General features: G+C 41.1%; 30 protein-coding genes and 1 tRNA gene. 23 read left to right on the forward strand and 8 right to left on the reverse strand.

The features are described from left to right. Nucleotides 1–298: 298 nt before the first annotated feature. The gene (locus tag V7K15_RS21705) at nt 299–961 is read left to right on the forward strand and encodes a class I SAM-dependent methyltransferase (RefSeq protein WP_334908637.1); all 663 of its coding nucleotides are present in this window, start codon (nt 299–301) and stop codon (nt 959–961) included. Nucleotides 962–1,719: 758 nt separating this feature from the next. After that, nucleotides 1,720–3,675, forward strand: a complete 1,956-nt coding sequence (locus V7K15_RS21710) for an eCIS core domain-containing protein (protein WP_334908639.1) — start codon at nt 1,720–1,722, stop codon at nt 3,673–3,675. A 49-nt stretch (nt 3,676–3,724) separates the two neighbouring features. Here V7K15_RS21710 and V7K15_RS21715 read toward each other — a convergent pair whose 3' ends face one another. The 3 genes from V7K15_RS21715 to V7K15_RS21725 are packed head-to-tail and all read right to left on the reverse strand — an operon-like array spanning nt 3,725 to nt 4,340. Continuing rightward, the gene (locus V7K15_RS21715) at nt 3,725–3,910 is read right to left on the reverse strand and encodes a hypothetical protein (RefSeq protein WP_334908641.1); all 186 of its coding nucleotides are present in this window, start codon (nt 3,908–3,910) and stop codon (nt 3,725–3,727) included. Then, nucleotides 3,907–4,131, reverse strand: a complete 225-nt coding sequence (locus tag V7K15_RS21720; RefSeq protein ID WP_334908643.1) for a type II toxin-antitoxin system HicA family toxin — start codon at nt 4,129–4,131, stop codon at nt 3,907–3,909. Before V7K15_RS21720 ends, V7K15_RS21715 begins: the two co-directional genes overlap by 4 nt. Then, nucleotides 4,128–4,340 carry a type II toxin-antitoxin system HicB family antitoxin gene (locus tag V7K15_RS21725; RefSeq protein ID WP_334908645.1) on the reverse strand — a complete coding sequence of 71 codons (213 nt, stop codon included), beginning with the start codon at nt 4,338–4,340 and terminating at the stop codon, nt 4,128–4,130. Before V7K15_RS21725 ends, V7K15_RS21720 begins: the two co-directional genes overlap by 4 nt. Nucleotides 4,341–4,714: 374 nt before the next feature. Between V7K15_RS21725 and recQ the strand changes: the two genes are divergently transcribed. The 4 genes from recQ to V7K15_RS21745 all read left to right on the forward strand — a co-directional run bounded on the left by recQ (nt 4,715) and on the right by V7K15_RS21745 (nt 8,959). After that, nucleotides 4,715–6,877: a DNA helicase RecQ gene (gene recQ, locus V7K15_RS21730; protein WP_334908647.1), complete on the forward strand. Its 2,163-nt coding sequence runs from the start codon at nt 4,715–4,717 to the stop codon at nt 6,875–6,877. A 49-nt stretch (nt 6,878–6,926) separates the two neighbouring features. Continuing rightward, nucleotides 6,927–7,472 carry a hypothetical protein gene (locus tag V7K15_RS21735; RefSeq protein WP_334908649.1) on the forward strand — a complete coding sequence of 182 codons (546 nt, stop codon included), beginning with the start codon at nt 6,927–6,929 and terminating at the stop codon, nt 7,470–7,472. 217 nt (nt 7,473–7,689) lie between these two features. Next, nucleotides 7,690–8,262, forward strand: coding sequence for a Uma2 family endonuclease (locus tag V7K15_RS21740; protein WP_334908651.1), 573 nt, complete (start codon nt 7,690–7,692; stop codon nt 8,260–8,262). A 73-nt stretch (nt 8,263–8,335) separates the two neighbouring features. Next, complete coding sequence (locus V7K15_RS21745; RefSeq protein ID WP_334908653.1) at nt 8,336–8,959, forward strand: hypothetical protein; 624 nt, start codon at nt 8,336–8,338, stop codon at nt 8,957–8,959. 120 nt (nt 8,960–9,079) lie between these two features. Here the strand turns inward: V7K15_RS21745 and V7K15_RS21750 are convergent, their stop codons facing one another. Continuing rightward, nucleotides 9,080–9,325 (reverse strand): hypothetical protein, encoded by a 246-nt coding sequence (locus V7K15_RS21750; RefSeq protein WP_334908655.1) that lies wholly within the window; start codon nt 9,323–9,325, stop codon nt 9,080–9,082. Nucleotides 9,326–9,569: 244 nt separating this feature from the next. Between V7K15_RS21750 and V7K15_RS21755 the strand changes: the two genes are divergently transcribed. Next, a complete protein-coding gene (locus V7K15_RS21755; protein ID WP_334908657.1) occupies nt 9,570–11,546 on the forward strand; it encodes an AMP-dependent synthetase/ligase in 1,977 nt (658 codons plus the stop codon). Nucleotides 11,547–11,587: 41 nt separating this feature from the next. After that, on the forward strand, nt 11,588–12,037 hold the full coding sequence (locus V7K15_RS21760; RefSeq protein ID WP_334832538.1) for a YlqD family protein: 450 nt from the start codon (nt 11,588–11,590) through the stop codon (nt 12,035–12,037). Nucleotides 12,038–12,190: 153 nt separating this feature from the next. Here V7K15_RS21760 and V7K15_RS21765 read toward each other — a convergent pair whose 3' ends face one another. Next, a complete protein-coding gene (locus V7K15_RS21765) occupies nt 12,191–12,664 on the reverse strand; it encodes a hypothetical protein (RefSeq protein ID WP_442949707.1) in 474 nt (157 codons plus the stop codon). 524 nt (nt 12,665–13,188) lie between these two features. Between V7K15_RS21765 and V7K15_RS21770 the strand changes: the two genes are divergently transcribed. Both V7K15_RS21770 and V7K15_RS21775 read left to right on the forward strand, forming a co-directional pair. Further along, entirely contained in the window at nt 13,189–14,490 is a 1,302-nt protein-coding gene (locus V7K15_RS21770; protein ID WP_334908659.1) for a dihydrolipoamide acetyltransferase family protein, read from the forward strand. Between the two features lie 204 nt (nt 14,491–14,694). Next, a complete protein-coding gene (locus V7K15_RS21775) occupies nt 14,695–15,573 on the forward strand; it encodes an Rpn family recombination-promoting nuclease/putative transposase (RefSeq protein ID WP_334908661.1) in 879 nt (292 codons plus the stop codon). Between the two features lie 249 nt (nt 15,574–15,822). Here the strand turns inward: V7K15_RS21775 and V7K15_RS21780 are convergent, their stop codons facing one another. After that, the gene (locus V7K15_RS21780; protein ID WP_334908663.1) at nt 15,823–16,041 is read right to left on the reverse strand and encodes a hypothetical protein; all 219 of its coding nucleotides are present in this window, start codon (nt 16,039–16,041) and stop codon (nt 15,823–15,825) included. Between the two features lie 63 nt (nt 16,042–16,104). After that, nucleotides 16,105–17,286 (reverse strand): RtcB family protein, encoded by a 1,182-nt coding sequence (locus V7K15_RS21785; RefSeq protein WP_334908665.1) that lies wholly within the window; start codon nt 17,284–17,286, stop codon nt 16,105–16,107. A 456-nt stretch (nt 17,287–17,742) separates the two neighbouring features. Between V7K15_RS21785 and V7K15_RS21790 the strand changes: the two genes are divergently transcribed. The 3 genes from V7K15_RS21790 to V7K15_RS21800 all read left to right on the forward strand — a co-directional run bounded on the left by V7K15_RS21790 (nt 17,743) and on the right by V7K15_RS21800 (nt 19,516). Continuing rightward, nucleotides 17,743–18,645, forward strand: coding sequence for a class I SAM-dependent methyltransferase (locus tag V7K15_RS21790; RefSeq protein ID WP_334908667.1), 903 nt, complete (start codon nt 17,743–17,745; stop codon nt 18,643–18,645). 4 nt (nt 18,646–18,649) lie between these two features. Then, entirely contained in the window at nt 18,650–19,378 is a 729-nt protein-coding gene (locus V7K15_RS21795) for an HAD family hydrolase (protein ID WP_334908669.1), read from the forward strand. A 65-nt stretch (nt 19,379–19,443) separates the two neighbouring features. Then, a tRNA-Ala gene (locus V7K15_RS21800) sits at nt 19,444–19,516 on the forward strand. A 993-nt stretch (nt 19,517–20,509) separates the two neighbouring features. On the opposite strand, the gene V7K15_RS21805 is transcribed toward V7K15_RS21800, so the two are convergent. Further along, complete coding sequence (locus tag V7K15_RS21805; RefSeq protein ID WP_334908671.1) at nt 20,510–20,788, reverse strand: hypothetical protein; 279 nt, start codon at nt 20,786–20,788, stop codon at nt 20,510–20,512. A gap of 344 nt (nt 20,789–21,132) precedes the next feature. Here V7K15_RS21805 and V7K15_RS21810 point away from each other — a divergent pair, with 344 nt between their 5' ends. The 10 genes from V7K15_RS21810 to V7K15_RS21850 all read left to right on the forward strand — a co-directional run. Beyond that, nucleotides 21,133–21,807 (forward strand): N-6 DNA methylase, encoded by a 675-nt coding sequence (locus tag V7K15_RS21810; protein WP_334908673.1) that lies wholly within the window; start codon nt 21,133–21,135, stop codon nt 21,805–21,807. Further along, nucleotides 21,768–21,875, forward strand: a complete 108-nt coding sequence (locus V7K15_RS30070; RefSeq protein ID WP_442949708.1) for a restriction endonuclease subunit S — start codon at nt 21,768–21,770, stop codon at nt 21,873–21,875. Before V7K15_RS21810 ends, V7K15_RS30070 begins: the two co-directional genes overlap by 40 nt. A 12-nt stretch (nt 21,876–21,887) precedes the next feature. Continuing rightward, the gene (locus V7K15_RS21815; protein ID WP_334908675.1) at nt 21,888–22,019 is read left to right on the forward strand and encodes a hypothetical protein; all 132 of its coding nucleotides are present in this window, start codon (nt 21,888–21,890) and stop codon (nt 22,017–22,019) included. Beyond that, complete coding sequence (locus tag V7K15_RS21820) at nt 22,006–22,233, forward strand: hypothetical protein (protein WP_334908677.1); 228 nt, start codon at nt 22,006–22,008, stop codon at nt 22,231–22,233. Before V7K15_RS21815 ends, V7K15_RS21820 begins: the two co-directional genes overlap by 14 nt. A 43-nt stretch (nt 22,234–22,276) precedes the next feature. Next, on the forward strand, nt 22,277–22,513 hold the full coding sequence (locus tag V7K15_RS21825; protein WP_334871108.1) for a type II toxin-antitoxin system Phd/YefM family antitoxin: 237 nt from the start codon (nt 22,277–22,279) through the stop codon (nt 22,511–22,513). A gap of 325 nt (nt 22,514–22,838) precedes the next feature. After that, entirely contained in the window at nt 22,839–23,219 is a 381-nt protein-coding gene (locus V7K15_RS21830) for a hypothetical protein (RefSeq protein ID WP_334908680.1), read from the forward strand. Further along, nucleotides 23,200–23,580 (forward strand): hypothetical protein, encoded by a 381-nt coding sequence (locus V7K15_RS21835; protein WP_334908682.1) that lies wholly within the window; start codon nt 23,200–23,202, stop codon nt 23,578–23,580. The genes V7K15_RS21830 and V7K15_RS21835 overlap by 20 nt, the downstream gene beginning before the upstream one ends. A 1-nt stretch (nt 23,581) precedes the next feature. Continuing rightward, complete coding sequence (locus V7K15_RS21840; RefSeq protein WP_334908684.1) at nt 23,582–23,776, forward strand: hypothetical protein; 195 nt, start codon at nt 23,582–23,584, stop codon at nt 23,774–23,776. A 289-nt stretch (nt 23,777–24,065) separates the two neighbouring features. Then, complete coding sequence (locus V7K15_RS21845; protein ID WP_334908686.1) at nt 24,066–24,500, forward strand: helicase-related protein; 435 nt, start codon at nt 24,066–24,068, stop codon at nt 24,498–24,500. 7 nt (nt 24,501–24,507) lie between these two features. After that, nucleotides 24,508–24,741: hypothetical protein (locus tag V7K15_RS21850; protein WP_334908688.1), on the forward strand; the 234-nt coding region annotated here is incomplete at its 3' end.

Here is a 24,741-nt window from a genome sequence, read left to right on the forward strand (position 1 = left end):
TTATTACACAACAGTCGAGTGTTATTCCAGACGATAGGTTGAATTTATTTAAACTGTCAATATAGCGGTTCTCGTTTACATGAAGTACATTTTTAAACCTCACCCCCAGCCCCTCTCATTATCAAGGAGAGGGAAGTTGTCAGGTAGGGAGAATTCATGAATTGCCCCTGAGCGCGTCTAGTTTTACGTAAGTCCTAACTTTTTGGATTTTGAAGATTGCATTTCGAGGTTTTCTGCATATTTATGATAAAACCAGAGAATTAGTGTAGAGGATTTAGGCAAAAGAAAAACGCATATTATGACAACTCAAACACTAGGACTCGAACAAAACCTCTATGACTATTTATTATCAGTCTCTCTCCGAGAACCGGAAATTTTAACCCAACTGAGACAGGAAACAGCCCAGCATCCAATCGGGAGAATGCAGATTGCTCCCGAACAGGGGCAATTTTTGGCGTTACTGGTAGAGTTGCTAGGAGCTAAGAAAACTTTGGAAATTGGGGTATTTACAGGTTATAGTTCCCTGGTGGTGGCGTTGGCGTTACCGAGGGACGGTAAGCTAGTAGCCTGTGATATTAGTGAGGAATTTACCACGATCGCTCGGCGCTATTGGCAACAAGCAGGAGTGGCGGATAAAATTCAACTGCACATTGCCCCAGCTTTGGAGACTTTGGATCGGTTACTGGCAACGGGAGAAGCGGAAACTTTTGATTTTGCCTTCATTGATGCAGATAAGAGCAACTATGATGCTTATTATGAGCGATCGCTGCAATTAGTGCGATCGGGGGGACTGATTGCGATCGATAATGTTCTCTGGTCAGGGAAGGTTGCCGACCCCGAAGTGCAAGATAATAGAACTAAAAGGATTCGTGCCTTTAATCAGAAGCTGCATCAAGACCAGCGAGTTAGTCTGAGTTTAATTGCGATCGCAGATGGTTTGACTCTGGCACTAAAGAAGTAATGCTACTCGGAAGTTTCACACTAAGAATTTTAGGCTCTATCGGCTCTTTTATGGAACGTAATACTAGAAACTTGTTGCTTGACAGGTTTAAAACCTGACACACAACGGCTTTCATGATTTCCATGTACATTATTTGATAATAAGCTTAGTGGCTCTAAGTAGGTAGGCGTAATTAAATATAAGATCAAACCTCACCCTCAATCCCTCTCCAAAGTATCGGAGAGGGAAACCGGAGGCAGGGTGAGGTTTTATATTTAATTTGACCCACTTACTTACCATAAAAGTGGCGGAATAACCGAATTTTATTTATTTGAAGATTAATTTCTATGTAAAAATTGTACCCATATAAATTTAATTTTATTTTTTTAAGTATTTATTCAGTTGTATATGATTACTAGTCCAAAGTGAATAAATGCATCTAGTAACTGTTTAACCTTTAATATTCGTGGAAGATATTCTGCAAACAGTAGAAAAAATTCTGCAAGACAAGCCTCTTGCTTCCATTCAGTGGTTTAGTTAGGTGGATGCTGAGGCGAATTTTAGATTTTACTTTGTGCATAATTAATTAAATTTTACATTATAGCAATAGTAATCTCTATCTGAAGAGAGATGAATAGGTTTTTCAGTAAACAAATAATTCTATAGACTACTACATATGTATTCATTTCGATAAAGATATTACTCAAAGTCAGTAGACCGAAAACTTAATGTCAGCTTGACTGCCAAGTACAGTACTTGTAAAAACAATGTATAACAGATTGTCAAAGACTCCCTCATCCATCAATACGAATTCCCAAGCAGCAGAACAAAACCCTAAATTGGCGTATAGACCGTTTGGTAGCCAAATACAAAAAGCATCAGTTGCACCTGTGACACAAACTGACATAGAGGATGAAGCCTTTGCAGAACAGAAGTTTGAGGCAACTGGACTGGAATTACAAGCAAAATATGGCAAGATTACGCCAGAGGGGCAAGAACGGCTGACTGTGCTGCAAGCCAAGATGGATGGATTATTGAATTCTCCACTGGAAAGAGCAACTCGATTTAGTCATAACTTTGCCAATATTCCAATCAGAAGCCGAGATACAGCAACACCAATTCAGGCAAAGCTGACAATTGGTGAGCCTGGAGATAAGTATGAGCAAGAAGCTGACGAAACAGCGCGTCAGGTTGTGCAAAGGATTCATCAGCCACAGAGCGATAAACTTCAGGGTGAGTCTTTGCCTGATGAAGAATTGCAAATGAAACCGATGGTGCAGCGTCGTGTGTCAAACGGTGGTATGGCAGCAACACAAGATTTGGAAGCATCCATCAATCAGGTACAGGGTGGGGGACAGCCATTGGCAAAGAATATCCGTAAACCGATGGAGCTAGGATTTGGGGCTGATTTCAGTAGGGTGAAGGTTCACACTGATACTCGGGCTGACCAGTTGAATCGGTCGATACAGGCGAAGGCGTTTACGACGGGGCAGGATGTCTTCTTTCGACACGGGGCGTATCAGCCGGGGAGCCGAGGGGGGCAAGAGTTAATTGCCCATGAGCTTACACACGTTGTGCAGCAAAGGATGAACGCAATTCAATCTCAGCAGCAATCAAGTACCATTAATTCAAAGATGAAGCCTCTGTCATCTAGTGTAGAAAAACTTGAGTCTAAGGAAGATAAGGGTGAGCTAATACAAAGAAAAGTTATGATAAAAAATGATTTGTCTGAAACAAATGAAGGCAATGAATATAGAGAAAAGACTAAATATAATAAATATAATTTTTTAGCTAAAGGTGTAAAAGGACGGGAAATAGAGAAGATGTTAACCGATGATCCAGTCAGATACTTTGATAGTAAAGATGAACTATATAAATTTGCCAAAGATAAGACAGAAAAGATAGGATTTGTGGAAAAGGAAAAAGCCTGGATCCGTCTTGAGAATCAACTAATTGTACTAGGAGAAAATCATAGGAGAACTACATTAACTGATATAGTAAACGCAGTACATACAAAGAAATTTATGTATGAAGCATATGTTGAATTTCCACCGGAAAAGAATTCCGAAATTGAAAAGATAATTACTGAACGGGAGAAAACATTTAATAAGAAAATGAATTTGGTAGATGATAATAGAAATAGTCATAAAGCCGAGGATTTTTATCCAAAAGCATTAAGAATTTTATATGGGTTCAAATCTATTGACGCTCTTTTACGCGCAGGAGATTCTGAACTATATCTAATGAAATCAGCGAGAATAGTTGCCATTAATTGTGATCGTAACTCAGGTTTGTACCAGATTTACCAAAATAATCGTCTAATCCTTGATTCTCTCATGAATAATAATAGAGAACAGTTAGAAAACAAAGAAAACGTAACTAATTGGAAGATTTTTACTGGTTTTCGTACTGCTTTTGAAAAGCATGCAGAAGAAAAAATAAAACAGAAAAAAGAAAAGGCGAAGGAAGAAGATAGAAATAATTTTGATGAGAATTGGGAAGTCAATAAGCCGGACTTTAGTCAAGATAAAAATGATCCAGAAATGCAAGCTGAGAATGCAAGAGATTTTTCTATGTACCAACATATTAAACAAGCCAAAGCTAAAGGTTATTTACTTTACGGATTAGGCAACCTTCATAGAACACGCTTAGAGGGCGTATTAGATAAAGAAGGTATACAACATCAAGAAATGGACGAGTTTATTGAAAAACAAGAAAAAAAATATCCACAATAAGGTTAAGGTTGATCAGCGTGCGATCGCCTCATATTCCAAGTGCGATCGCTTATCTGATAGCGAGAGTCAAACAATAAAAGCGATCGCTCATGTATGATGGTTGATCAGCGTGCGATCGCCTAATCTTGTTCGGTACGTTAGCTGCGCGATACGCATCCCATAGATATTCTAATATCCTACCAACTACTTCTCGCTCTCTATGCCCAATTACCGCATAGGCAACCTTATATATCATAACAGGGACTTAAACTCGTCACGGCTTATCTGGCAATCGCGCAGTATTTGTGCTAGCAAACCCCGACCAATTGTTTCACCAGAATGTATTGGAACCACCGTTCGACGCCCATCATTATGTATCAAAATATGATGACTTCCGCGCACCCTAGCAACTTCAAAACCTATTTTGCCAAGGGCTGCAATGACTTCACGTCCTGTCAAACTTGGCAGTTGGCTCATACTTCAACTGCAACTCGTTGGACACCCACAAAATCCAATGAATCCTGTTCTTCCTCAAATTCCAAACAGAGTTCGATAGCTTCTCGGATACGTTCCATTAACTCATCTAAAGATTTAGCTTGCGTATGACACCCAGCAAGATTAGGAACCGAAGCGACAAAGTAGCCATCTGTATCCCGCTCGATAATCACATTAAATTCTCGCTTCATGATTAGCTGCCCAAGATTATTATTCCATTCTCTCACGATTACCGCCAGTACCAGCTAAGTGAAAGCATCGCTTAGAAAACTTGGGTAAGAGAACTTCTGTTAAGACAATTGCGATCGCCAACAGAAACGTAGTCCTAACCAAAGCTGCCGAAGATGTGAGTTAAAATCCTGATATCTTCATAAGTACTCACGCAGAACGCCCCCGAAAAAGCGATCGCTCCTAGCATGAAGGTTAATCAGCGTGCGTAGGCGTAGCCCGTCGTAGACATCGCCCTAAAGAAATGCAAGCCTGACCAAAGCTGCCGAAGATGTGAGTTAAAATACTGATATCTTCATAACTACTCACGCAGACAGCCCCCGAAAAAGCGATCGCTATGCTTCAGTATCCCCATCTCGAACAAGCGCTAAAATATCACTTCGGTTACGACCAATTCCGCCCTGGACAACGGCAAATTATCGAAGAGGCGCTGCAAAATCGAGATTTAATGGTTGTGATGCCGACTGGTGGGGGGAAATCTCTGTGTTTTCAGCTACCAGCGTTGTTAAAAAATGGTTTAACGGTAGTGGTGTCGCCGTTAATTGCTTTGATGCAAGACCAAGTAGAAGCACTGCGAAATAATAATATTAATGCGACATTTCTGAATAGCAGTTTGAATGCTTACAATGTGCGATCGCGGGAAGAAGCCATCCTCAACGGGAAAGTAAAATTACTATACGTCGCCCCGGAACGTCTCCTCAGTGAAAGGTTTCTACCGTTTCTGGATTTAGTTAAAGAAAAAATCGGTATTTCTAGCTTTGCTATTGATGAAGCGCACTGCGTTTCTGAATGGGGACACGATTTTCGTCCAGAATATCGCCAGTTAAAATCTCTGAGAAAACGCTATCCTGATGTTCCTACCGTCGCCCTCACCGCCACAGCAACCGATCGCGTTCGTAGTGATATCATTCAACAATTGGGGCTGAAGCAACCTAGCATCCATCTCGCCAGTTTTAACCGTGAAAATCTTTATTACGATGTTCGTCCTAAAACTAAATATGCTTACGCCGAATTGTTAGAACTAATTCGAGAAACTGAAGGTTCGACAATTATTTATTCTTTAACTCGGAAAAAAGTTGATGAACTCACTTTTAAACTGCAAAATGATCAGGTTGTTGTTTTGCCTTATCATGCCGGATTAAGTGATGAGGAACGTAGTAGTAATCAAACGCGATTTATTCGAGATGATGTCCGAGTTATGGTGGCAACAGTCGCCTTTGGGATGGGAATTAATAAACCAGATGTGCGGTTGGTAGTTCACTTTGATATGCCCAGAAATATAGAAAGTTATTATCAAGAATCGGGTCGGGCAGGTAGAGACGGAGAACCATCTCGGTGTACAATATTTTTCAGCTTTGGTGATGTTAAAACAATTGAATGGAGCATTGATCAAAAAACTAACCCTCAAGAACAGTTGATTGCCAAACAACAACTGCGGCAGATGATCGATTATGCTGAAGGCACTGATTGTCGGCGAACGATTCAACTGGGTTATTTTGGAGAAAGGTTTGCTGGGAATTGCGGTAACTGTGACAATTGTCGTCATCCCAAACCCATGCAAGATTGGACAATTGAAGCCATGAAGTTTTTATCTTGTGTGGCGCGTTGCAAAGAAAGGTTTGGAATGCTACACATAATTGATGTGTTGCGGGGGGCAAAAAAAGACAAAATTATCCAGTACGAACACGATAAACTTTCTACTTATGGTATTGGTAAAGATAGAACTCTAGATGAATGGCGAATGTTGGGGCGATCGCTTTTACATCAAGGGTTAATAGAACAAACTAGCGATGGTTACTCAGTTTTAAAACTAAATGCCTTAAGTTGGCAAGTAATGCGAAAACAACGCCCAGTTTCACTAGCTGTAACCACAGTAGAAAAGATTACCTGGGAACAGGGGAGTGAAAAAGCAGAAGTTGCAGAAGTATTATTACAGAAGTTGCGATCGCTACGTAAACAATTAGCTGATGAACAATCTGTACCGCCTTACGTCATCTTCCACGATTCCACTTTAAAAGTGATGGTACAGGTACAACCCCAAACCTTAGTTGAATTTGCCAAACTTTCTGGTGTAGGTAGTCACAAACTCGCTCAATATGGCGAAAGGTTTATTACAGAAATTTGCGCCTACCGCCAAGAAAAAGGTTTGCAAGATAAATCTGTTAATAATAATTATGTATCCTCTCCCAACTCATCTTCTTACACCGAATTACAGACATTACAATTGCATCAACAAGGTTTAAATATTGCTCAAATTGCCCAAAAACGCAACCTTAGTCCGGCAACAGTTAGCAGTCATCTAGAAAAACTAATTGAGAAAAATCAGCCAGTTGATTTAAATCAATTAATACCTCTAGAACATCAACAAAAAATTTGGCAAATTTTAGAAGTACTCGGGGACATTTCCCTGACTCCGATCAAAGAACAACTAGGTGAAAGCTACAGTTTTGATGAAATTCGCTTAGTACGGTGTAAGTGGCGGCGCGAAAATCGCAAGTGATGATTTGCTTAGGACGAGTAATACAAACCAAAACAATCATTGGTTCGTTATGAATGACAATAAAATGAACGTGAGAGAGAAATCAAAACTCTCAAATATGCCAAAATCAATGCATTGCTTTAACTTTATATATTTGCTTTTTTGTGTTTCGCTTATTGCATTTGGAGTCAAGTTAATATCTGCACCAGAGAAGATTACAACTTTCTCGTGTGAGCGAACACCAAAACAGATCAATTGTCAGTTGACTAATCGAGATTGGTGGGAGTCCTCTGTAAAAATCTATTCTGAATTAGATTTGTGGATGGGCGTAAAAGTTAAGGCAATTCATGATGGTGGAGAGAACCGATATTATGTCAACCCTGTTATTAAGAATGGGGAAGACTATCGCATTTCTCAACCCTCATACTGGCAACCATCAGCACAAAAAGTTGCTGACAAAATTAATCCCTTTCTAAACGATTCTCAACAGAAATTTCTGACACTCACTCAAGACAACTTTAATCTTCTGATGCTGGGCGGCTGGTTTTGTGTTTTATTTGGTGCATTTTGTTTAAGTCTTACTATTTGCTCATATATTTATTTTTTGAAAAACTAGATAAGGAAGTTAAACTTAAATCTTATGATTAAAATATAGCGCTTCTGGGTTGAGTCTAATACAGACCGAACCCCCAACCCCTTCCCTTGTAGGGAAGGGGAGTAAGATTCATCAAAGCCTCTCTCCTTTTAGGAGAGAGGAATGGAAGTGAGGTCAGAGTGTATTTCATACAAACGAGAAACGCTATACACAAAAGCCAGATTAAAGGAGTTAGCCGATGAGTCAAATGCTTAATACAGGAGTACATTGGACAATTCACGATGTGGAACTCCTCGCAGAAAATGAAGGGACGCGCTACGAGATAGTTGATGGAGAATTATTTATGACCAGGGCACCTCATTTTAAACATCAGCAAACTTGTGGGAAAATTTTCCGACAACTTGATGTTTGGTCAGAGTCTACTGGTTTAGGGGAAGCTGTAATCAACCCCGGCGTTTTGTTTTCCGAATCAGATAACGTGATTCCTGATGTAGTTTGGGCTACTAAAGAAACCTTGACCCTAACATTGGATGAAGCGGGACATTTAACTGGCGCACCAGATTTAGTAGTCGAAGTTTTGTCTGAAAGCAAATCAGACGAAAGACGGGATAAGGAAGCTAAACTTAAACTTTATTCTTCCAGAGGAGTAAAAGAATATTGGATTGCTGATTGGCGATCGCGTAAACTAGAAGTCTATCGACGCGAACAAAATCAACTTAAGTTGGTAGAAACCCTATTTAGTAGTGATAATATAAGTTCTCCTTTATTAGCTGGTTTTAGCTGTACTGTAGACCAGTTTTTCCCTGTATAAAATTTATTTTTTAATTTTGAATCTGCTGGATCTTGGCTAGACTTAAATCAGAACTGAAACCAGGGAGTAGAACATGACTAGTAAGCGGATTATCCAACCTGGGCAAAGCTATACATTTAGCAAATATTTTGAGCTACCTTATATAACCAAAGATATTCTCGTAGATTTTAATTGTAGCTATGAAAACAAGCAACTAGAACTACCTACTTATCTAAGGGAAATAACATATTTAGACTTTCTAAATCGCTATCTAAAACGTAATATATCCATTTTTGATTCAGTTGCAGAAATAGCTATTAGAGAAATGCTAATTTCTCCGATTCTTGTAGAAGTTTGTGACCAAACACAATCTATTCTTTATATTGAGTACGCTGTTAATGTTAATGAACAGCTTAAAGGTACATTTAATTATTATCTAGTTTCGCAGAATTCACTTTTAGTTCTTGAGGCAAAACAATCAGATTTAAAAAGAGGATTTAGTCAACTGGCGATAGAATTACTAGCACTAGACCAGTGGGTAGATTTCCCTAGCCCTATATTATATGGAGCTGTTACAAATGGATATGATTGGAAATTTGGACTATTGCAAAGACGGGAAAAACATATCATAGAAGATACTAAACTTTATCGCGTTCCAGAAGGCTTAGAAGAATTAGTCAGGGTACTTGTAGGAATTCTTAGTAATAGTAATTACTAGCTTGGACACTAGGCGGACTTCGTGAAAGTGCCGCTATTTCTAATCGCCAGGGCTTTATCTTCAGAGTTATCTCTGAAGTCTTCTTCAAATACCAAGTAATATTTACTTGCAAACAATCCATCAATTTGGAGAACACTTTGCACAGAAATCAGGACTAAATTTACAAAATTGGCTACCTGTCAATCCATAAGCTGTACAATAAGGAAAACTGGTAAGTTTGACTCTGGCAGTTTGTAATTTGGAACCATTCGGCAACGCTTCAGTAAGTTTGGTTTTATCAGCCAGAAGGATAGCTACAAGTTTAGGGAACGCCACGCAAGCAGCAATATTGAGCAGCGTTAGCAGTATAGTGTCTATCAAATTCATAGGTAATCATCTCCTGTGAAACGTAGGCGTAGACCGTCGTAGACATCGCTGTTCTTAGATGCAAACACAATCATTGCTTGCACTCTATGTAAATTAACTTTAACATAAATTTTTGTAAATATAAACGTGGAATTCCTGGAATTATCATATACAGAAGGGAATGTGGATAATAAGGATGGTCATTGTAGCGTAATAACAAAATAAACTGGAAAACGATCAGTTTACGATATTTAGGTAAGGTGTTATGTCAAAAACCCAAACCGCGTCTTCTTTTTTATCTAACATCAGTGAGCGAGAACGCCAGGACTTAAAGCGGTTGGTAGATTACACAAATGTAGAATCGCTGCCAGAAATTTGGCCTTTGGCAGCTCAACAATTTGGTGATGTTATCGCCCTCCGTAGCCCTCACGCTAAACCAGAGGTAGTGATTACTTATACCCAGCTAGCAGAGCAAATGCAACTATTTGCTTCTGGGTTGCAGGCGTTGGGAATAAAGGTAGGCGATCGCATTTCCCTAATTGCTGACAACAGTCCTCGCTGGTTTATTGCCGATCAAGGGATAATGACGGCTGGGGGAGTTGATGCCGTGCGTAGCTCCCAAGCGGAAAAAGAAGAACTGCTGTTTATCATCGCTAATAGTGGCAGTACGGCAATAGTAGTTGAGGATTTGAAGACACTTAAAAAACTGCAAGATCGCCTCAATGATTTACCAATTCAACTGATAATCTTACTTTCGGACGAAGCAGCACCAACAGACGAAACTCTCAAGGTGCTGAACTTTGTACAGTTGATCGAAATTGGGGTAAATCATAATTTTGTGCAAGTCTTGCAAAATCGTGACGCTCTAGCAACCCTAATTTACACCTCTGGCACCACGGGCAAACCCAAGGGTGTAATGCTGTCTTATAACAATTTGATGCATCAAATAATAACTATGGGGACAGTATTGCAACCAAACGTGGGCGATATGGTTCTCAGTATCTTACCTTCCTGGCACAGCTACGAACGAGCTGTTGAATATTACCTACTATCTCAAGGTTGTACGCAAGTTTATACCAACTTGCGCTCCGTCAAAGGAGATTTGAGACAATTTAAACCGAACTACATGGTGGGTGTACCCCGCCTGTGGGAATCGATTTATGAAGGAGTACAAAAGCAGTTCCGCGAACAACCAGCAAATAAGCAACGCCTAATTAACTTTTTATTGGGCATTAGCGAAAAATATATCAAAGCGCGGCGAGTTGCTCAAGGGTTGAGTTTAAATAATCTTCATGCTTCAACCGTCGAACGATTAGCAGCTAGGATACAAGCATCAGCTTTATTACCCCTCCATGCCTTGGGAGAACGACTGGTTTATGCCAAGGTGCGGGAAGCCACAGGAGGAGAAGTTAAGCAGATGATTAGCGGCGGGGGTGCGCTTCCTAGACACATAGATAACTTCTTTGAAATTATTGGTGTGCAGATTTTGCAAGGCTATGGCTTGACAGAAACTTCTCCTGTTACTCATGTGCGGCGTCCTTGGCGGAATTTGATTGGTGCATCAGGACAACCACTTCCGGCTACAGAAGCTAAAATCGTAGATCCTGAGACAAAAGCGCCTTTACCAATAGAGAAACGAGGCTTAGTATTGTTGAAGGGACCGCAAATAATGCAAGGCTATTACCAAAATCCTGAAGCGACAGCGAAAGCAATTGATGCTGAAGGTTGGTTTGATAGCGGCGATTTGGGTTGGCTGACACCACAAAACGACTTGGTGCTGACTGGCAGGGCGAAGGATACGATTGTATTGACTAACGGGGAGAACATCGAGCCGCAGCCAATTGAAGATGCGTGTTTGCGATCGCCATACATCGATCAAATTATGCTCGTCGGCCAAGATCAGCGTAGCCTGGGAGCCTTAATTGTCCCCAATCTCGAAGCCCTAGAAAAATGGGCAGCAAGCCAGAATCTGATAGTGGATACGCAGAATGATCAGGTTACTCCCTCACCTAGTCAAAAAATTGACTTACAGAGTAAAATGATCCAGGATTTATTTCGGCAAGAATTGAATCGGGAAGTGCAAAATCGTCCAGGCTTTCGACCGGATGACCGCATCGGGACGTTCAAACTCATTCTGGAACAGTTTTCCATCGAAAACGGCTTGATGACACAAACACTAAAAGTTCGCCGACACGTCGTCACCGAACGCTATCGCGATATTATTGACGGCATGTTTGCCTGATGATTCCACCTGCCAACTACAAGAGTGAACGTGAAATATTTATGGATGTCTCCAAATCTAATTTGCTTCTGAAACGCGTCGTTAACGTCAAAGTCATTGTTACTCCCCTGTGGAAAGAGGAAGTACAACAGCAGCTGCAAACGCAAATCAATCAAATCGACCAGCAACTGCAACAGCTAGAAGTCGAAGGACAAAGAGCAGTCGCGGCAATTCAAAAGCAGAGTCTGCAACCACCTGGACCCCAAACTCTCCAACAAATTGACAATATCCAACTCCAAGTCAATCAAAAGAAAAGTGAACTGCTAGAGCAGAAAAATCAGTTGTTGCAAAACCTCCAGCAAGTGCAGTTTCTTCAACAGGATCAGGAAGTTAACCAATTCCAAATGGAAGGCTTTTTCCGGGTAGAAATCGGTGATAACCTAATTAGCAAAATGCAGGTCGAAATCGTTCTACGCGATGGCGTTGTAGAAGAAATTCGCGGCGACATTTAAAAATTTAGGAGTTAGGAGTTATGAGTTATGAGTTTAAATTCCTAACTCCTGTAGACGCAATTAATCGCGTCTCTACTCCTAACTCTTGTACAGACGCGATTAATCACGTCTCTACTCCTAACTCTTGTACAGACGCGATTAATCGCGTCTCTCCTAACTCCTCACTCCAGCCCAAACAATTTGCCATACTGGAGGAGAGCTAATAAAAAGCGATCGCCCAAAGGTGGTCATCTCAACTCGATATTTAACTGTACCAACTGAATCATCACCCCGCTTGATTTCCGTAATCGTCACAAAGGACTGATTTCGTTGCGGATAAGCTACCTCTACCTTTCGCGTTCCTCCCACTGATGCGATGTCGTCAAAGGCATTCAGGGCAAGGGTAGCAGGATCACTACCTTGGAGAGATGAGTTGATTTTTTCTAGAGGTATAGTTTTATAATCTGAATGCTCTAAGTATCCCACAACCTGTTGAGACTGATGGATTGCTGCCACCTGCTGGGTTTGCCGATCACTAGTCTCAATAATCGGTGCAGATGGCTGGCGCTGGATAATATAAACTCCAGCGCCAGCAGTGGCAAAGATACTCAGTATCACAATCAAAAAGAATTTCAAGTTGGCCGACATAAAAGTAAACAGGAATTTCAAATAGGTTTATTACCAATTTTGAATTCTAGATTGAACTGTATCCCATATCCTCTACCTGTGAGAAGCTCCTGTATATTAAGCAATGGTTATGAAAAATATAAATAGCAATCTCATTTAATCTGTGAGCAACTCGTGGTGGTTTTTGCAAGTTAACGACTAAAACGAGATATTGAGTAATCATTGAGGATAGCTGTGTATTATAGACCTCTAAGTTATATTTAGGTTCCTAAAGTTAGGAGTTATTCAATTTTAGATTTTGAATTTTGGATTTTGGATTGAAGGAGAAATCTAAAATCGGTAGAGTTAGGAGTTAGGAACTTTCCCCCATCTCCCACCCTGCGGGTTCGCGTAGCGTTCCGTAGGAAAGCTAAAGCTACATCTCCCCCACTGCCTACTCCCCAACCAAAATATAAAATCTCCAGTCCAAAACTCTCCCACCAAGATACAATTCGATCTGATAAAAGCTGTTAAAGTCCATAAACCATTGATTCCCAAACCACCCTATGAGCATTCACGAAGTATTTATGCCGGCGCTGAGTTCTACCATGACGGAAGGCAAAATCGTTTCCTGGGTAAAATCGCCAGGTGACAAGGTGGAAAAAGGCGAAACAGTGGTGGTTGTAGAGTCAGATAAGGCAGATATGGATGTAGAAACCTTTTATGAGGGATTTCTTGCCTATATCATAGTGCAAGCTGGTGAAACTGCCCCGGTAGGATCTGCGATCGCCTTTATTGCCGAAACGGAAGCTGAAATTGAACAGGCGAAATCTCTTGCCAATTCCGGCAGCGTGGCTGCTAGTGCTACCTCTTCCCCTGAACCAATCGCCGCCGGCACAGCCTCATCTGCAACACCTGCCTTAGCGTCTCAAAACGGGTCTAACCACAAAGAAGGAAGGCTTGTAGCTTCACCCCGCGCCCGTAAATTAGCCAAAGAACTCAAAGTTGATTTAACTACACTCGAAGGTAGTGGCCCCCACGGTCGCATTGTCGCCGAAGATGTAGAAGCATTATCGAATCAGGGCAAACAACCCACAACTGCCCCAGTTGCCCCAGCAGCACCCGTATCAACCAGCGCCCCTGCACCCCCAGCACCTCGAACACCAGCACCCACAACCGTAGTAGCGGCTGTTCCTGGTCAAGTCGTGGCTTTAACTACCTTCCAAAATGCTGTAGTGCGGAACATGGTAGCTACCATATCCGTGCCCGTCTTCCGTGTCGGTTATACAATTACCACCGATGGATTAGACAAACTTTATAAACAAATTAAATCCAAAGGCGTGACAATGACAGCGCTACTGGCGAAAGCTGTAGCGGTGACGTTGCAAAAACACCCATTGTTAAATGCTAGCTACTCAGATCAGGGAATTGTCTATCATTCTGATATCAACATTTCCGTAGCAGTAGCGATGGATGATGGCGGATTGATTACGCCTGTACTGCAAAATGCCGACGCAGTGGATATATATTCTCTATCGCGTACTTGGAAGTCTTTGGTAGAACGTGCGAGGGCAAAACAATTACAGCCCCAAGAATATAACAGTGGTACTTTTACCCTGTCCAATTTGGGGATGTTTGGTGTAGACAAATTTGATGCGATTTTGCCGCCTGGACAAGGTTCAATTTTAGCGATCGGGGCATCCCGTCCGCAAGTGGTAGCAACACCCGACGGTTTATTTGGCGTGCGGCAACAAATGCAGGTGAATATTACTTCTGACCACCGGATTATTTATGGTGCTAATGCTGCGGCGTTCTTGCAAGATTTAGCGAAATTGATTGAGACAAATCCTCAATCTTTGACAATGTAATTTTGAAAAGACACCAAATTTAAATGTTAGCGCTATGAGCGAGCAGCAGTTTTTCGTAGAGTAGCGCTAACAACAAACAATAACTAATACCAATTCAAAATTAAGAAAGCCTGATTTAATCTGGGTTTCCTTCTTTTGTATCTGTTACATTCTTTTTTCAAATTCGTATAAACTTAAATTTCTTATGTCCAAACTGATATCAAAGTGACATACGACAATACCCTGAAATATCTGGTTGAGCAGTATCCAGAAGATTTTATCCGCTACTTACTCGCATCTGATGCAACAGATATCCAGATTCTCAAAACAGAATTAAATCAAGAACCAATTCGTGCCGATTCAGTAACCTTTTTGCAAACTGCCAATCAAATACTGCATTTAGAGTTTCAAACCTTACCAGCATCGACTCCACCCTTGCCACTGCGGATGTTGGACTATTGGGTGCGGCTATATCGACAATACAATTGCGATATCGAGCAGGTAGTGATTTTCCTTAAACCGACAACTTCAGAAGGTGTATTTGTAAATGAATTTACTGCCCGCAATACTACCCACCGTTACCGCGTCATCCGAATCTGGGAACAAGATCCAGAACCGTTAATGTTATCTCCTGGTTTATTACCTCTAGCAACTTTGGCGCGAACAGATTCTCCTCAAAGCTTACTTCAACAGGTAGCAGTTCAGGTGAGTATGATTGAAGAAGCAGCCACCAAGCAGAGTATTTCGGTATGTACCCAACTACTAGCAGGGTTGGTATTTGAGCCAGAACTCATTCGTCAGTTTTTGAGGAGAGAAGATATGAGAGAATCTGCCATTTATCAAGAAATTCTCCAAGAAGGACTTCAAGAAGGGAGAGAACAAGGCATTGAACAAGGCATTGAACAAGGCATTGAACAAGGAAGGCAATCAGAACTGAGGCTAATGATGCGTCTATTAACTCGTCGGCTTGGCTCAATTAATTCTCAGTTACAATCTCGGTTGCAAGAGTTGTCCCTGGCTGAGTTAGAGGATTTGGGTGAAGTATTACTAGATTTCGCCAGTGAAGCTGATTTGATGAATTGGCTGAATAGAGTCGAAGCTTAGAGCGATTAATCACTTACAAGCTAGAACAAAAAAGATAAGAGCATCACACCAAACTCCTTATTCTGTTGTTGATAAAGCTGTAATTTGTGCTATGTAGACATCCGGCTTCAATCCTTTTAAGTGAGGGTAAAATAGGTCAAACTCTAGTGCTGTCTGGTGTTCTAAAGGAGTATTGAGTAGTTTTATGCCCTTAGCCAAAGCTCCATGATATATGGCTTTGTAACGCTCAAACTCAGGAATATATCCTATTCAGATACCAGCAGTTGCTTGAGGATAGTTAGGAATGTGCCAAAGAGCATTTTCTGCTGTACCACACCGTTCAAAATCTCGCGGGATATAGTAGACTTTGCACCCTAATAATTGGGCAGCCTCAGTCATTAATTTATTTTCACTAGCACTAGCAGATGCCTCTATTTGTTCAGTCGATTCACTTAAAATAATTATTTCTTCCTCAGCGTACCTCTGCACTTCTCTCAGCGTACCTCTGTGTTTAAAAAAATAAAAAAGGTGGAGATTACCCACCCTACAAATTTATCCTTTCACACAAAGAACTTGCTTTAGTGTTGCTACAACCTCAACCAAATCCGCTTGATTTTTCATAACTTGTTCTATCGGCTTATAAGCACCAGGAATTTCATCTAACACACCCTCATCTTTACGGCATTCTACGCCTTGAGTTTGCTCAATCAAATCATCAAGTGTGTAGATATTTTTTGCCTTATTTCTAGACATTAAACGCCCTGCACCGTGGGAACAAGAACAAAAACTCTGGGCATTACCTTTACCCTTAACGATGAAAGACTTTGCGCCCATCGAACCAGGAATAATCCCATAGTCTTCAGTCTGGGCGCGGACTGCACCCTTACGAGTAATGTATACATCCTCGTCAAAATGCACTTCTTTTTCGGCATAATTGTGATGACAATTAACCTGCAATAAAGGTTTAGTTGCCTTCCCACCTCCTAAATGCTTCTCGACAATACGCTTAAAACGCGCCATCATCACATCGCGGTTGACACGCGCATAGTTTTGTGACCATTGCAAATCGTGCCAGTATGCTTGAAATTCTGGCGTACCAGCGACAAAGTGAGCCAAATCAGGGTCAGATAATTTATTACCTGCCATTTTTGCTAATTCTCTGGCTGTGTGAATATGACATTGGGCTAGTTTATTGCCGATGTTGCGTGAACCAGAATGTAGCATTAGCCAAACCTGATTCTCTGTATCAAGGCACACTTCAATAAAGTGGTTTCCTCCACCGAGAGAACCCATCTGTTTCATTGCTTTACTTTGTAGGTCTTGTACCCCGCGATGCAAGTCTTTAAAATCATCCCAGTGTTGCCAGTTGGTGACAGATTTTTCAACGTCTTTGTTTTCGTTGAATCCAGTAGGAATTGCTGCTTCAATATCCAGGCGGATTTTCTTCAGTTTACCTTCTAGTTGTTCGGCGGTAAATGATGTTTTGATAGCGCTCATACCACAACCAATATCCACACCAACAGCAGCCGGTATAATTGCCTGTTTGGTCGCAATTACAGAACCCACTAAGGCACCTTTTCCTAAGTGAACATCTGGCATCAAGGCTACGTGCTTAAACACAAATGGTAGCGATGCCACATTCTTTGCCATCTTAGTTTCTTCTGGGCCTAAAGAGTGATTTGCCCAAGAAAAAACGGGTGTTGGTGTGCTAATTTCTAACTTTTCGTAGGGCATAATCTCTTCTATTTTGGATTTTAAATTTTAGATTTGGGCATAGGGCAGTGATAATTATCGCTATGCTTTATAACCCATTACGGTTCGGTTAGCGTCTTAATATTTTGAAGATCCCCCCAATCCCCCTTAAAAAGGCTTGCTCATAACCCTCTTTTACCCCCTTTTTAAGAGGGTCGCCGCAGGCGGGGGGATCTTATCCGAACCACATTGCTTTATAACCCATTACCTAGTTAGTTGTAGCAATTTAAATGTTGTATTGTCTTTCATTTTTCTCCCTCAATTTTCGTGAAGCTGAAGAACTACTTTTAGGAGTTACATTTTTATACTACAAATGTAACAAAATAAGTTACAAGCGTCAAGTTGATCGCTCCAAAGAAAGCACATATTTTCCAGATATATTAAAATTTGTAAAGAAAATCACTCTGCTTAAACAACCTCTTAGAGTTCTCACAGAATATGGCAGTACGTCAAGATACAATTTGGGAACGTTTTTTATCCCCTGTAGTACGTCTTTTGATTGATGAAGACGGCTTGAAGCGTTACGCTGATAGTATTGACTGGGAGAAAGAGTGCGGTCGCTTTCGACGAGATGATGTCACGATTCCCCCGTACTACACCAACCAAAACTTCCACAGTATTACTGACGGATATCTCAATTACGGTGCAGGAGTTACTTACGATCCGATTATCCAATATGTTCTACCACCCAATGAAAGTATTGTCCGTCAGGCTTTAGTTGATGCCGTTAAGGTAAAACCACGACGCATACTTGATTTAGGCTGTGGCACAGGTTCCACTACTTTAATGTTAAAGCAGGCTTTCCCCGAAGCGGAAGTTATTGGTTTGGATTTATCACCCTATATGTTGGTAAGGGCAGAAGATAAAGCTAGAAATGCTGGTTTAGATATAGTCTGGCGACACGGAAATGCTGAAAAAACTGGTTTGAGTGACGCAACATTTGACTTAGTGACAGCTTCTTTGCTATTCCACGAAACACCAGATGCGGTTTCCTTAGCAATTCTGCGGGAAAGCTTCCGGTTGCTGGTAACTGGAGGGCAAGTATTAATTTTAGATGGGAATCAAAAAACTCTGCGTCAGTTAGAATGGCTTAATGATGTTTTTGAGGAGCCATATATTCGTGAGTATGGTGCTGGTAGCGTAGACGCGAATATGGGTGCAGCCGGATTTGAAGCTGTGCGATGTCTACGACGGGCTACGCCTACGCAGGATGTATGGTGGATAAATCAGGTAACTAGCGGCGTTAAACCGATTGCAACCGAAAATATCCGTCAGTACACTCCCACATCAATAGATAATAATGATTTGGAGGGGCTTGGATCTCCAGCGTTTGGCATATAATGGCATGAGTTTAAAGGCAGTTCTCTTTGATTTTAATGGTGTGATCATTAACGATGAGTCAATCCACCTGCAACTGATAGATGAGATTCTCATTGAAGAAAATCTCCAGCCGCAACGGGTTGACGAGCGTCAAGCTTCTTTAGGACGCAGCGATCGCGCTTGTTTTGGGCAATTACTCGCTAATCGTGGTAGAGTAGCTGAGGAAAACTATTTAAGTCAGTTGCTTTACCGCAAAGCCCAAGCTTATACGGTGGAACTAGAGAAAATCGAGAGACTGCCTTTATATCCAGGTGTAGAAGATTTAATATTTCAAGTGCGATCGCGTCATCTGAAACTAGGATTAGTTAGTGGTGCGATTCGCCAAGAAATAGAATTGGTACTCCATCGCGCTAAACTAGCCGAACATTTTAAAATTATCGTCGCGGGTGACGACATCACCACCAGTAAACCAGAACCCGATGGTTATCTACTGGCAGTAAAACAGCTGAATAAAGAATATCCCGAATTGAATCTTCAACCATACGAGTGTCTGGCAATTGAAGATACTCCAGCAGGTATTGAAGCTGCGAAGCGATCGCAAATGCAAGTTGTAGGTGTAGCGAATACATACCCATTCCACATGCTTCAGCGTTGCTGTAACTGGACTGTTGATTATCTCAGTGATTTGGAACTCGAACGCGTACAGAAGGTTTATTCCCAAAAACAGCCTCAGCAATCGGTAACTGAATGTTAGAATAGTATATGGTGAGAGTGTATTGAGTTAATGAGTAATATTACTCTTGACTTGGCGCAGATTTTGGGGAATTAGCTCAGTTGGTAGAGTGCTGCGATCGCACCGCAGAGGCCATCGGTTCAAATCCGTTATTCTCCATTTGTCCATTAAATAATTATTGTCAGTTTTAAAGAATTATTGTCCAATTTTACAGAATTCAGGGACATAAGTTACGTATTTCCGTGGCTTTCAGCAATCAAATCAGTTTTAAATAATTATTGTCCAGAGTTGAAACCAGTTTTAAAGAATTATTGTCCAAAATCAGCCTGTAAAACTCGGACAAATATATGTTTTCTAATTTAATAGATTACAGCAAGCCCAAGGGTCTTGAATTACAAGAGTAGCTTTAAAGCGCTTTATTTACAGTCTAATTACAAAAATCTATTACCTCTTCTTTTCTTGTTTTCACCCAAGCAGAGGCTCCGCTACTATAAAATAGCTGCGTCTTACGTGCGATCGCAGCACTCCTTTGAACGCACCCCAACTAAATCAGAGATTATACTTGAGGATTCTTGCGCTTTGAAGTTTTAAGACTTCTCTGCGTTACCAGGGATACTGGCGTTCTCAGTGTGTCGTTGGAACTTTTGACGTGCGTTCACCCTAGTAAAAAGTATTGTTGATATAATGACTTTTTACTATTTATAAATAATTAGTGAAATTGGTCTATGTCTCCAGTTATAAAACTTTTACAGTACCGCAAAAACTAATTACTAAAATAATAACATGGAATCAGAAAATATTGTTGCTTCTCTTCTTAGGCTCCGCCAACGCCTTTTTATATCGGTTTCGCTAACCCCACCTAAAATGTAGATGTTTTTATAGTATTTTTAGGTGGGGACTGCGCGAAACATTTTTTGTTCAAACCACCCTAATACAAAATTATATAGCCAAAGCGCCGACTTCGGCGATAATGAAGTTTCAACCCACCACCTAACGAGAGGGCTTTGGAAACATTCAAACCAAATTTGGGTAATATCCGGATTCTTGTACTTTCAACCCACCACCTAACGAGAGGGCTTTGGAAATCGCACTCGTGAAAACTCTTGCCAACAAGGGCTTCTGAAAGCAAAATTGACAACCCTTCTTTAATTCCTATTTTCTACAGTCAATGAATAAAATTTTATTCATGACTAAAATAGTAATACCCTGTGTAGACAGGAGTTTTAGCCATTTGGCAGCACTCCAGGGATTTTGCCCCCGCTTTGACCTGCCAAAAATAAAAATTAGGGGGTGGTAGTTCGGTAGCCACCGTGACGGTATACCCGTACCCTTACTTTGTTGTAAAGTAAGAGGTAATGACACTCCCCGTGCCTTGAGGTCGGGGAGTGTCAACCAAGCAATTACTGCTAACAAACATTTAGATGACCGCATAGGTAGAGTTGGCAGCTACCAGGGTCAGAAAGAATACGCTTTCTCAAACGTTAAACTAACCCATTCCACAGTATTTACATAAAGGGGTTAATTTCGATTCACCCATATTGCATAGCGAATCTTTTTTCTGAGCTTTTTTCTCGTTTTTGATATAAAGTAAGCCATGCAGAATAAACCTCTTTTACAAAAGAGTCTGCTGATGATCCAAGACGACCTGACTGTTCCTCCAATTCTGAATCTTTTGTTATAGATTTACGTAATTTTGTGATTTATTTATTAGTTATATTTCTGTTTTATTTATTGGTTTCAAATTCCGATTGTTCGCTTACACTTTTTAACAGTTAGTGCGATCACTCAAAAGCAATGGCAAAGGTGCGATTATTCTGCCGCATGGGGTGCTGTTTCGGGGGAATGCAGAGGCGGAAATTCGGAAAAATCTGATTAGCAAGGGCATTGTCAAGGGGATTATTGGGCTACCGCCGAACTTATTTTTTGGGACAGGTATTCCTGTGTGCATTATTGTTTTAGACAAAGAAAATGCCGAAAATCGCCAAGGCATTTTTATGATTGATGCCAGCAAGGGATTTGTTAAAGACGGCAATAAAAACCGCCTGCGGGAGCAAGATATTCATAAAATTGTTGATGTCTTCAACAAACAGCTTGAGGTGGCGAAATATTCGCGGATGGTGTCCCTTGGGGAAATTGAGGCCAATGAGTACAACCTGAATATTCCCCGTTATATCGACTCTCAGGAAGAGGAAGATATTCAGGATATTGAGGCGCATCTTTTGGGGGGGATACCCAAGCAAGATATTGAAGCTTTAAGCGATTATTGGCAGGTTTACCCGACGCTGCAACAGGAATTATTTGCGATCGCGGATCGTCCAGGTTACTTGATGCTGAAAATTCCAAGTTCGGAGGTGAAAGCCTGTATTTTTGCCCATCCTGAATTTATCAGCTATGGGGAATCCAAACTCAGATTGATAGGGCTGTATTTGGAAGCGCACAACCACAATTAACTGTAAAAGGGATTAGTAAATTTAAAATTCCCGTCTCTTCTCTCCCCGAACAAAAAGCGATCGCCTAAGTCCTCAGCGACATGGATGCAGAAATCGCAGCCTTAGAACAAAAGCGCGATAAATACAAAACTATAAAACAGGGCATGATGCAAGAATTACTAACAGGAAAAACACGCTTAAAAGTAGAAGGAGAAGAAAATGACCCGGATTGAATTATGTAGAAAAGGATTTCAAGCCCTAGTAGATGCTTTGGGTTATGCTGATGCCGTGCGATTTATTCATTTACTTGACAGTGGGAAAAGAGACTACACCCAAGAACGTCATCAATGGTTAGATAATGTCAGCAGAGAGCAAATATTTGCAGATATTAAAAAGATACAAAATAATCTAGATGATCCTAACCAATATAATGAAATTATAAATTAATCATACTTAACTATAGAAGCAGGAATAAGAGCTAAACCGTACTATGGAACACATTGCTACTAGCGAACTACCTGAAACCCTGCAACAAATATTTGCAGAAATACAACGCACTAAAACACCCGTAACCGTCACCCATGACGGAGAACCCTTAGTTATTATCTATCCTGCCACTCCTCAACCCCAACGCCCAGCATTTGGAGTAATGAAGGGTAGCGGCGAAATATTGGGAGACGTAATTGCTCCAGTAATCTCTGCTACCACATGGGAAGCACTCCAGTGAAGCTATTACTTGATACCCACATCTGGCTTTGGTATTTGCTGGGTAACGAACGCCTATCTCCTGGACTGCAAACCACCATCGCAGCAGCAACAACCGAACTTGCGACAGATTAATCAAGGGTAGGGAGCGCTTAGAAATTACCAGAGAAAGCATCAAAGCTCTGTGTGAACCAGTAGCAGCCCCCAAAGACACGGATGCTTATGGACGCTATTTTGGTGGTGCTAACGACGAGCCAAACAAGCTAAAAGACAACCAGCAAAAACGCCTTGCACTCTATAAGTACACAGCCGTTTTAATTCGAGCCTACGCCAACCTAGCTAATGACATGGTGGAAGCCGGATATACCCCAGCAGAAATCGAAATTATTAAACAAGAAGTTAAATATTACGAACAGGTACGCGCCGAAGTAAAACTACGCAGTGGCGATTATATCGACTTAAAAACCTATGAACCCGCCATGCGTCACTTGATTGATAGCTATATCGGTGCAGAAGAAAGCGAAGTTATCTCAGCCTTTGACGATATGACACTAATTCAGTTGATTGTCGATCGCGGTGTAGATGCAGTTGAGGCATTACCCAAAAGCATCAAACAAAACAAAGTAGCTGTAGCCGAAACCATCGAAAATAACTTACGCAAAGTCATTATTGCTCAGCAGCCAACTAACCCCAAATACTTCGACATAAATGTCCACGCTGCTGGATGAGTTAATCCAAGTCCGAAAAGCAGCCAGCCAAGACTATCAAGCCTACTTGCAGAAAATTGTTGAGTTAAGTAAACAAGTTGTTCAACCTAGCAGTTCCTCACAGTATCCTCAATCATTGAACTCTCCCGCTAAAAGGGCGTTATATGACAACCTAAATCAAAATGAAGTATTAGCCCTAGTGATAGATGCAGCCATTTGCAAAACCAAAAAAGATGGTTGGCGGGGAAAGACAATAAAAGAACGCGAAGTAAAAAATGTGATTAAACAACATCTAGATTCTTCGGAAGATTGCGATAGCGAAGCGCTGCTGCGAAGCGCAGATCACATTTTTGAAATAGTCAAAAGCCAAAGTGAGTATTAAAATGCACCAAATAACAATCGGTGAACTCATCATAGACGTTGCCAGGAAAGACATTAAAAACCTACATTTAGCAGTGCATCCCCCTGATGGTCGGGTACGTATCGCCACACCCCTACACATAGATGACGAAGCAGTGCGTTTATTCGCCATCTCCAAACTAGCCTGGATTAACCCTCTTTTGTCACTCTCGCCATAGTATAATTAAGAGCAAACCCCAGAACTGAGGTCTGTATTATGGTAGAGCCTCGTCAGGCAATATCCACAGTCAACTTTATAGACAAATACTGTCAAATTTATCAAAACATATTCCCAGAGCTTGGCTAAAAGTCTTTACAGTTCCTAAATTATCTGAGGGATTTTTTAAACTTCAAATGCTTGTCAATAATCTAAATCGTTCGATTTTTCAAAACTACAATATCCCTTATTTCTACTTTTCCTCTGCCTAGAGTGACAAAAGAGGGTTAATCAGTACCTTAATTAATGCCTTGTGTGATGCTGGTTTTTTATACCAACAAAAATCAGAGGTACAGCTACAAATTAGTTCTCTACTGTGGAAAGCTACAACACTCAGCGAAATCCCCCTTGATCCTTTAACATCCCGGCGCTTACAAGGGAACGAAAAAGCTAAAATCCTTGTTAACAGCTTTTTTAAAGAATTCTATCAAACCAATGCCCGCCAAATTCAAGCAATGGAAGGGCGAGAACATACAGGACAAGTAAGTAATAAAGACCGCCAAGAACGAGAAGATAAATTTCGTCAAGGACAATTAGCAGCATTATTTTGCTTCCCCACGATGGAATTGGGGATAGACATTTCCGACCTCAGCGTTGTCCATCTGCGGAATGTTCCTCCTAGTCCCGCCAACTACGCCCAACGTAGCGGTCGCGCTGGTAGAAGCGGACAGGAACTAGGAAGGTAGCAAATTCATGGTGGCCAAAACTAAAATTCCTGTTGGTGGCATTGAAAGCGAGTATAAAAGGGTAAGTGTTTGCGCTAATTGCGGGTATTATCACGACGGCGATTTTCGTGATACTTGTGAAAACTGCGGGGTAGAAATTAAACCTAATATTCATGGGAATGTCGCCAAACTTACCCGTGTATTGCCAATGGAAACTGCGATCGCTCGCCGTCGAGAACGCATCACCTGTGATGAAGAAGAA

It is taken from the genome of Nostoc sp., from assembly GCF_036919815.1.
In the GTDB taxonomy this organism is placed as follows: Bacteria; Cyanobacteriota; Cyanobacteriia; order Cyanobacteriales; family Nostocaceae; genus Nostoc.

Excerpts from the sequence above, each read along its gene's own strand:
- V7K15_RS21705 (WP_334908637.1), top strand. The coding sequence starts at position 299 with ATGACAACTCAAACACTAGGACTCGAACAAAACCTCTATGACTATTTA.
- V7K15_RS21715 (WP_334908641.1), bottom strand. The coding sequence starts at position 3,910 with ATGATATATAAGGTTGCCTATGCGGTAATTGGGCATAGAGAGCGAGAA.
- V7K15_RS21720 (WP_334908643.1), bottom strand. The coding sequence starts at position 4,131 with ATGAGCCAACTGCCAAGTTTGACAGGACGTGAAGTCATTGCAGCCCTT.
- V7K15_RS21725 (WP_334908645.1), bottom strand. The coding sequence starts at position 4,340 with ATGAAGCGAGAATTTAATGTGATTATCGAGCGGGATACAGATGGCTAC.
- recQ (WP_334908647.1), top strand. The coding sequence starts at position 4,715 with ATGCTTCAGTATCCCCATCTCGAACAAGCGCTAAAATATCACTTCGGT.
- V7K15_RS21735 (WP_334908649.1), top strand. The coding sequence starts at position 6,927 with ATGAATGACAATAAAATGAACGTGAGAGAGAAATCAAAACTCTCAAAT.
- V7K15_RS21740 (WP_334908651.1), top strand. The coding sequence starts at position 7,690 with ATGAGTCAAATGCTTAATACAGGAGTACATTGGACAATTCACGATGTG.
- V7K15_RS21745 (WP_334908653.1), top strand. The coding sequence starts at position 8,336 with ATGACTAGTAAGCGGATTATCCAACCTGGGCAAAGCTATACATTTAGC.
- V7K15_RS21750 (WP_334908655.1), bottom strand. The coding sequence starts at position 9,325 with ATGAATTTGATAGACACTATACTGCTAACGCTGCTCAATATTGCTGCT.
- V7K15_RS21755 (WP_334908657.1), top strand. The coding sequence starts at position 9,570 with ATGTCAAAAACCCAAACCGCGTCTTCTTTTTTATCTAACATCAGTGAG.
- V7K15_RS21760 (WP_334832538.1), top strand. The coding sequence starts at position 11,588 with ATGGATGTCTCCAAATCTAATTTGCTTCTGAAACGCGTCGTTAACGTC.
- V7K15_RS21765 (WP_442949707.1), bottom strand. The coding sequence starts at position 12,664 with ATGTCGGCCAACTTGAAATTCTTTTTGATTGTGATACTGAGTATCTTT.
- V7K15_RS21770 (WP_334908659.1), top strand. The coding sequence starts at position 13,189 with ATGAGCATTCACGAAGTATTTATGCCGGCGCTGAGTTCTACCATGACG.
- V7K15_RS21785 (WP_334908665.1), bottom strand. The coding sequence starts at position 17,286 with ATGCCCTACGAAAAGTTAGAAATTAGCACACCAACACCCGTTTTTTCT.
- V7K15_RS21790 (WP_334908667.1), top strand. The coding sequence starts at position 17,743 with ATGGCAGTACGTCAAGATACAATTTGGGAACGTTTTTTATCCCCTGTA.
- V7K15_RS21795 (WP_334908669.1), top strand. The coding sequence starts at position 18,650 with ATGAGTTTAAAGGCAGTTCTCTTTGATTTTAATGGTGTGATCATTAAC.
- V7K15_RS21805 (WP_334908671.1), bottom strand. The coding sequence starts at position 20,788 with ATGCGGTCATCTAAATGTTTGTTAGCAGTAATTGCTTGGTTGACACTC.
- V7K15_RS21815 (WP_334908675.1), top strand. The coding sequence starts at position 21,888 with ATGGATGCAGAAATCGCAGCCTTAGAACAAAAGCGCGATAAATACAAA.
- V7K15_RS21820 (WP_334908677.1), top strand. The coding sequence starts at position 22,006 with ATGACCCGGATTGAATTATGTAGAAAAGGATTTCAAGCCCTAGTAGAT.
- V7K15_RS21825 (WP_334871108.1), top strand. The coding sequence starts at position 22,277 with ATGGAACACATTGCTACTAGCGAACTACCTGAAACCCTGCAACAAATA.
- V7K15_RS21830 (WP_334908680.1), top strand. The coding sequence starts at position 22,839 with ATGGTGGAAGCCGGATATACCCCAGCAGAAATCGAAATTATTAAACAA.
- V7K15_RS21835 (WP_334908682.1), top strand. The coding sequence starts at position 23,200 with ATGTCCACGCTGCTGGATGAGTTAATCCAAGTCCGAAAAGCAGCCAGC.
- V7K15_RS21840 (WP_334908684.1), top strand. The coding sequence starts at position 23,582 with ATGCACCAAATAACAATCGGTGAACTCATCATAGACGTTGCCAGGAAA.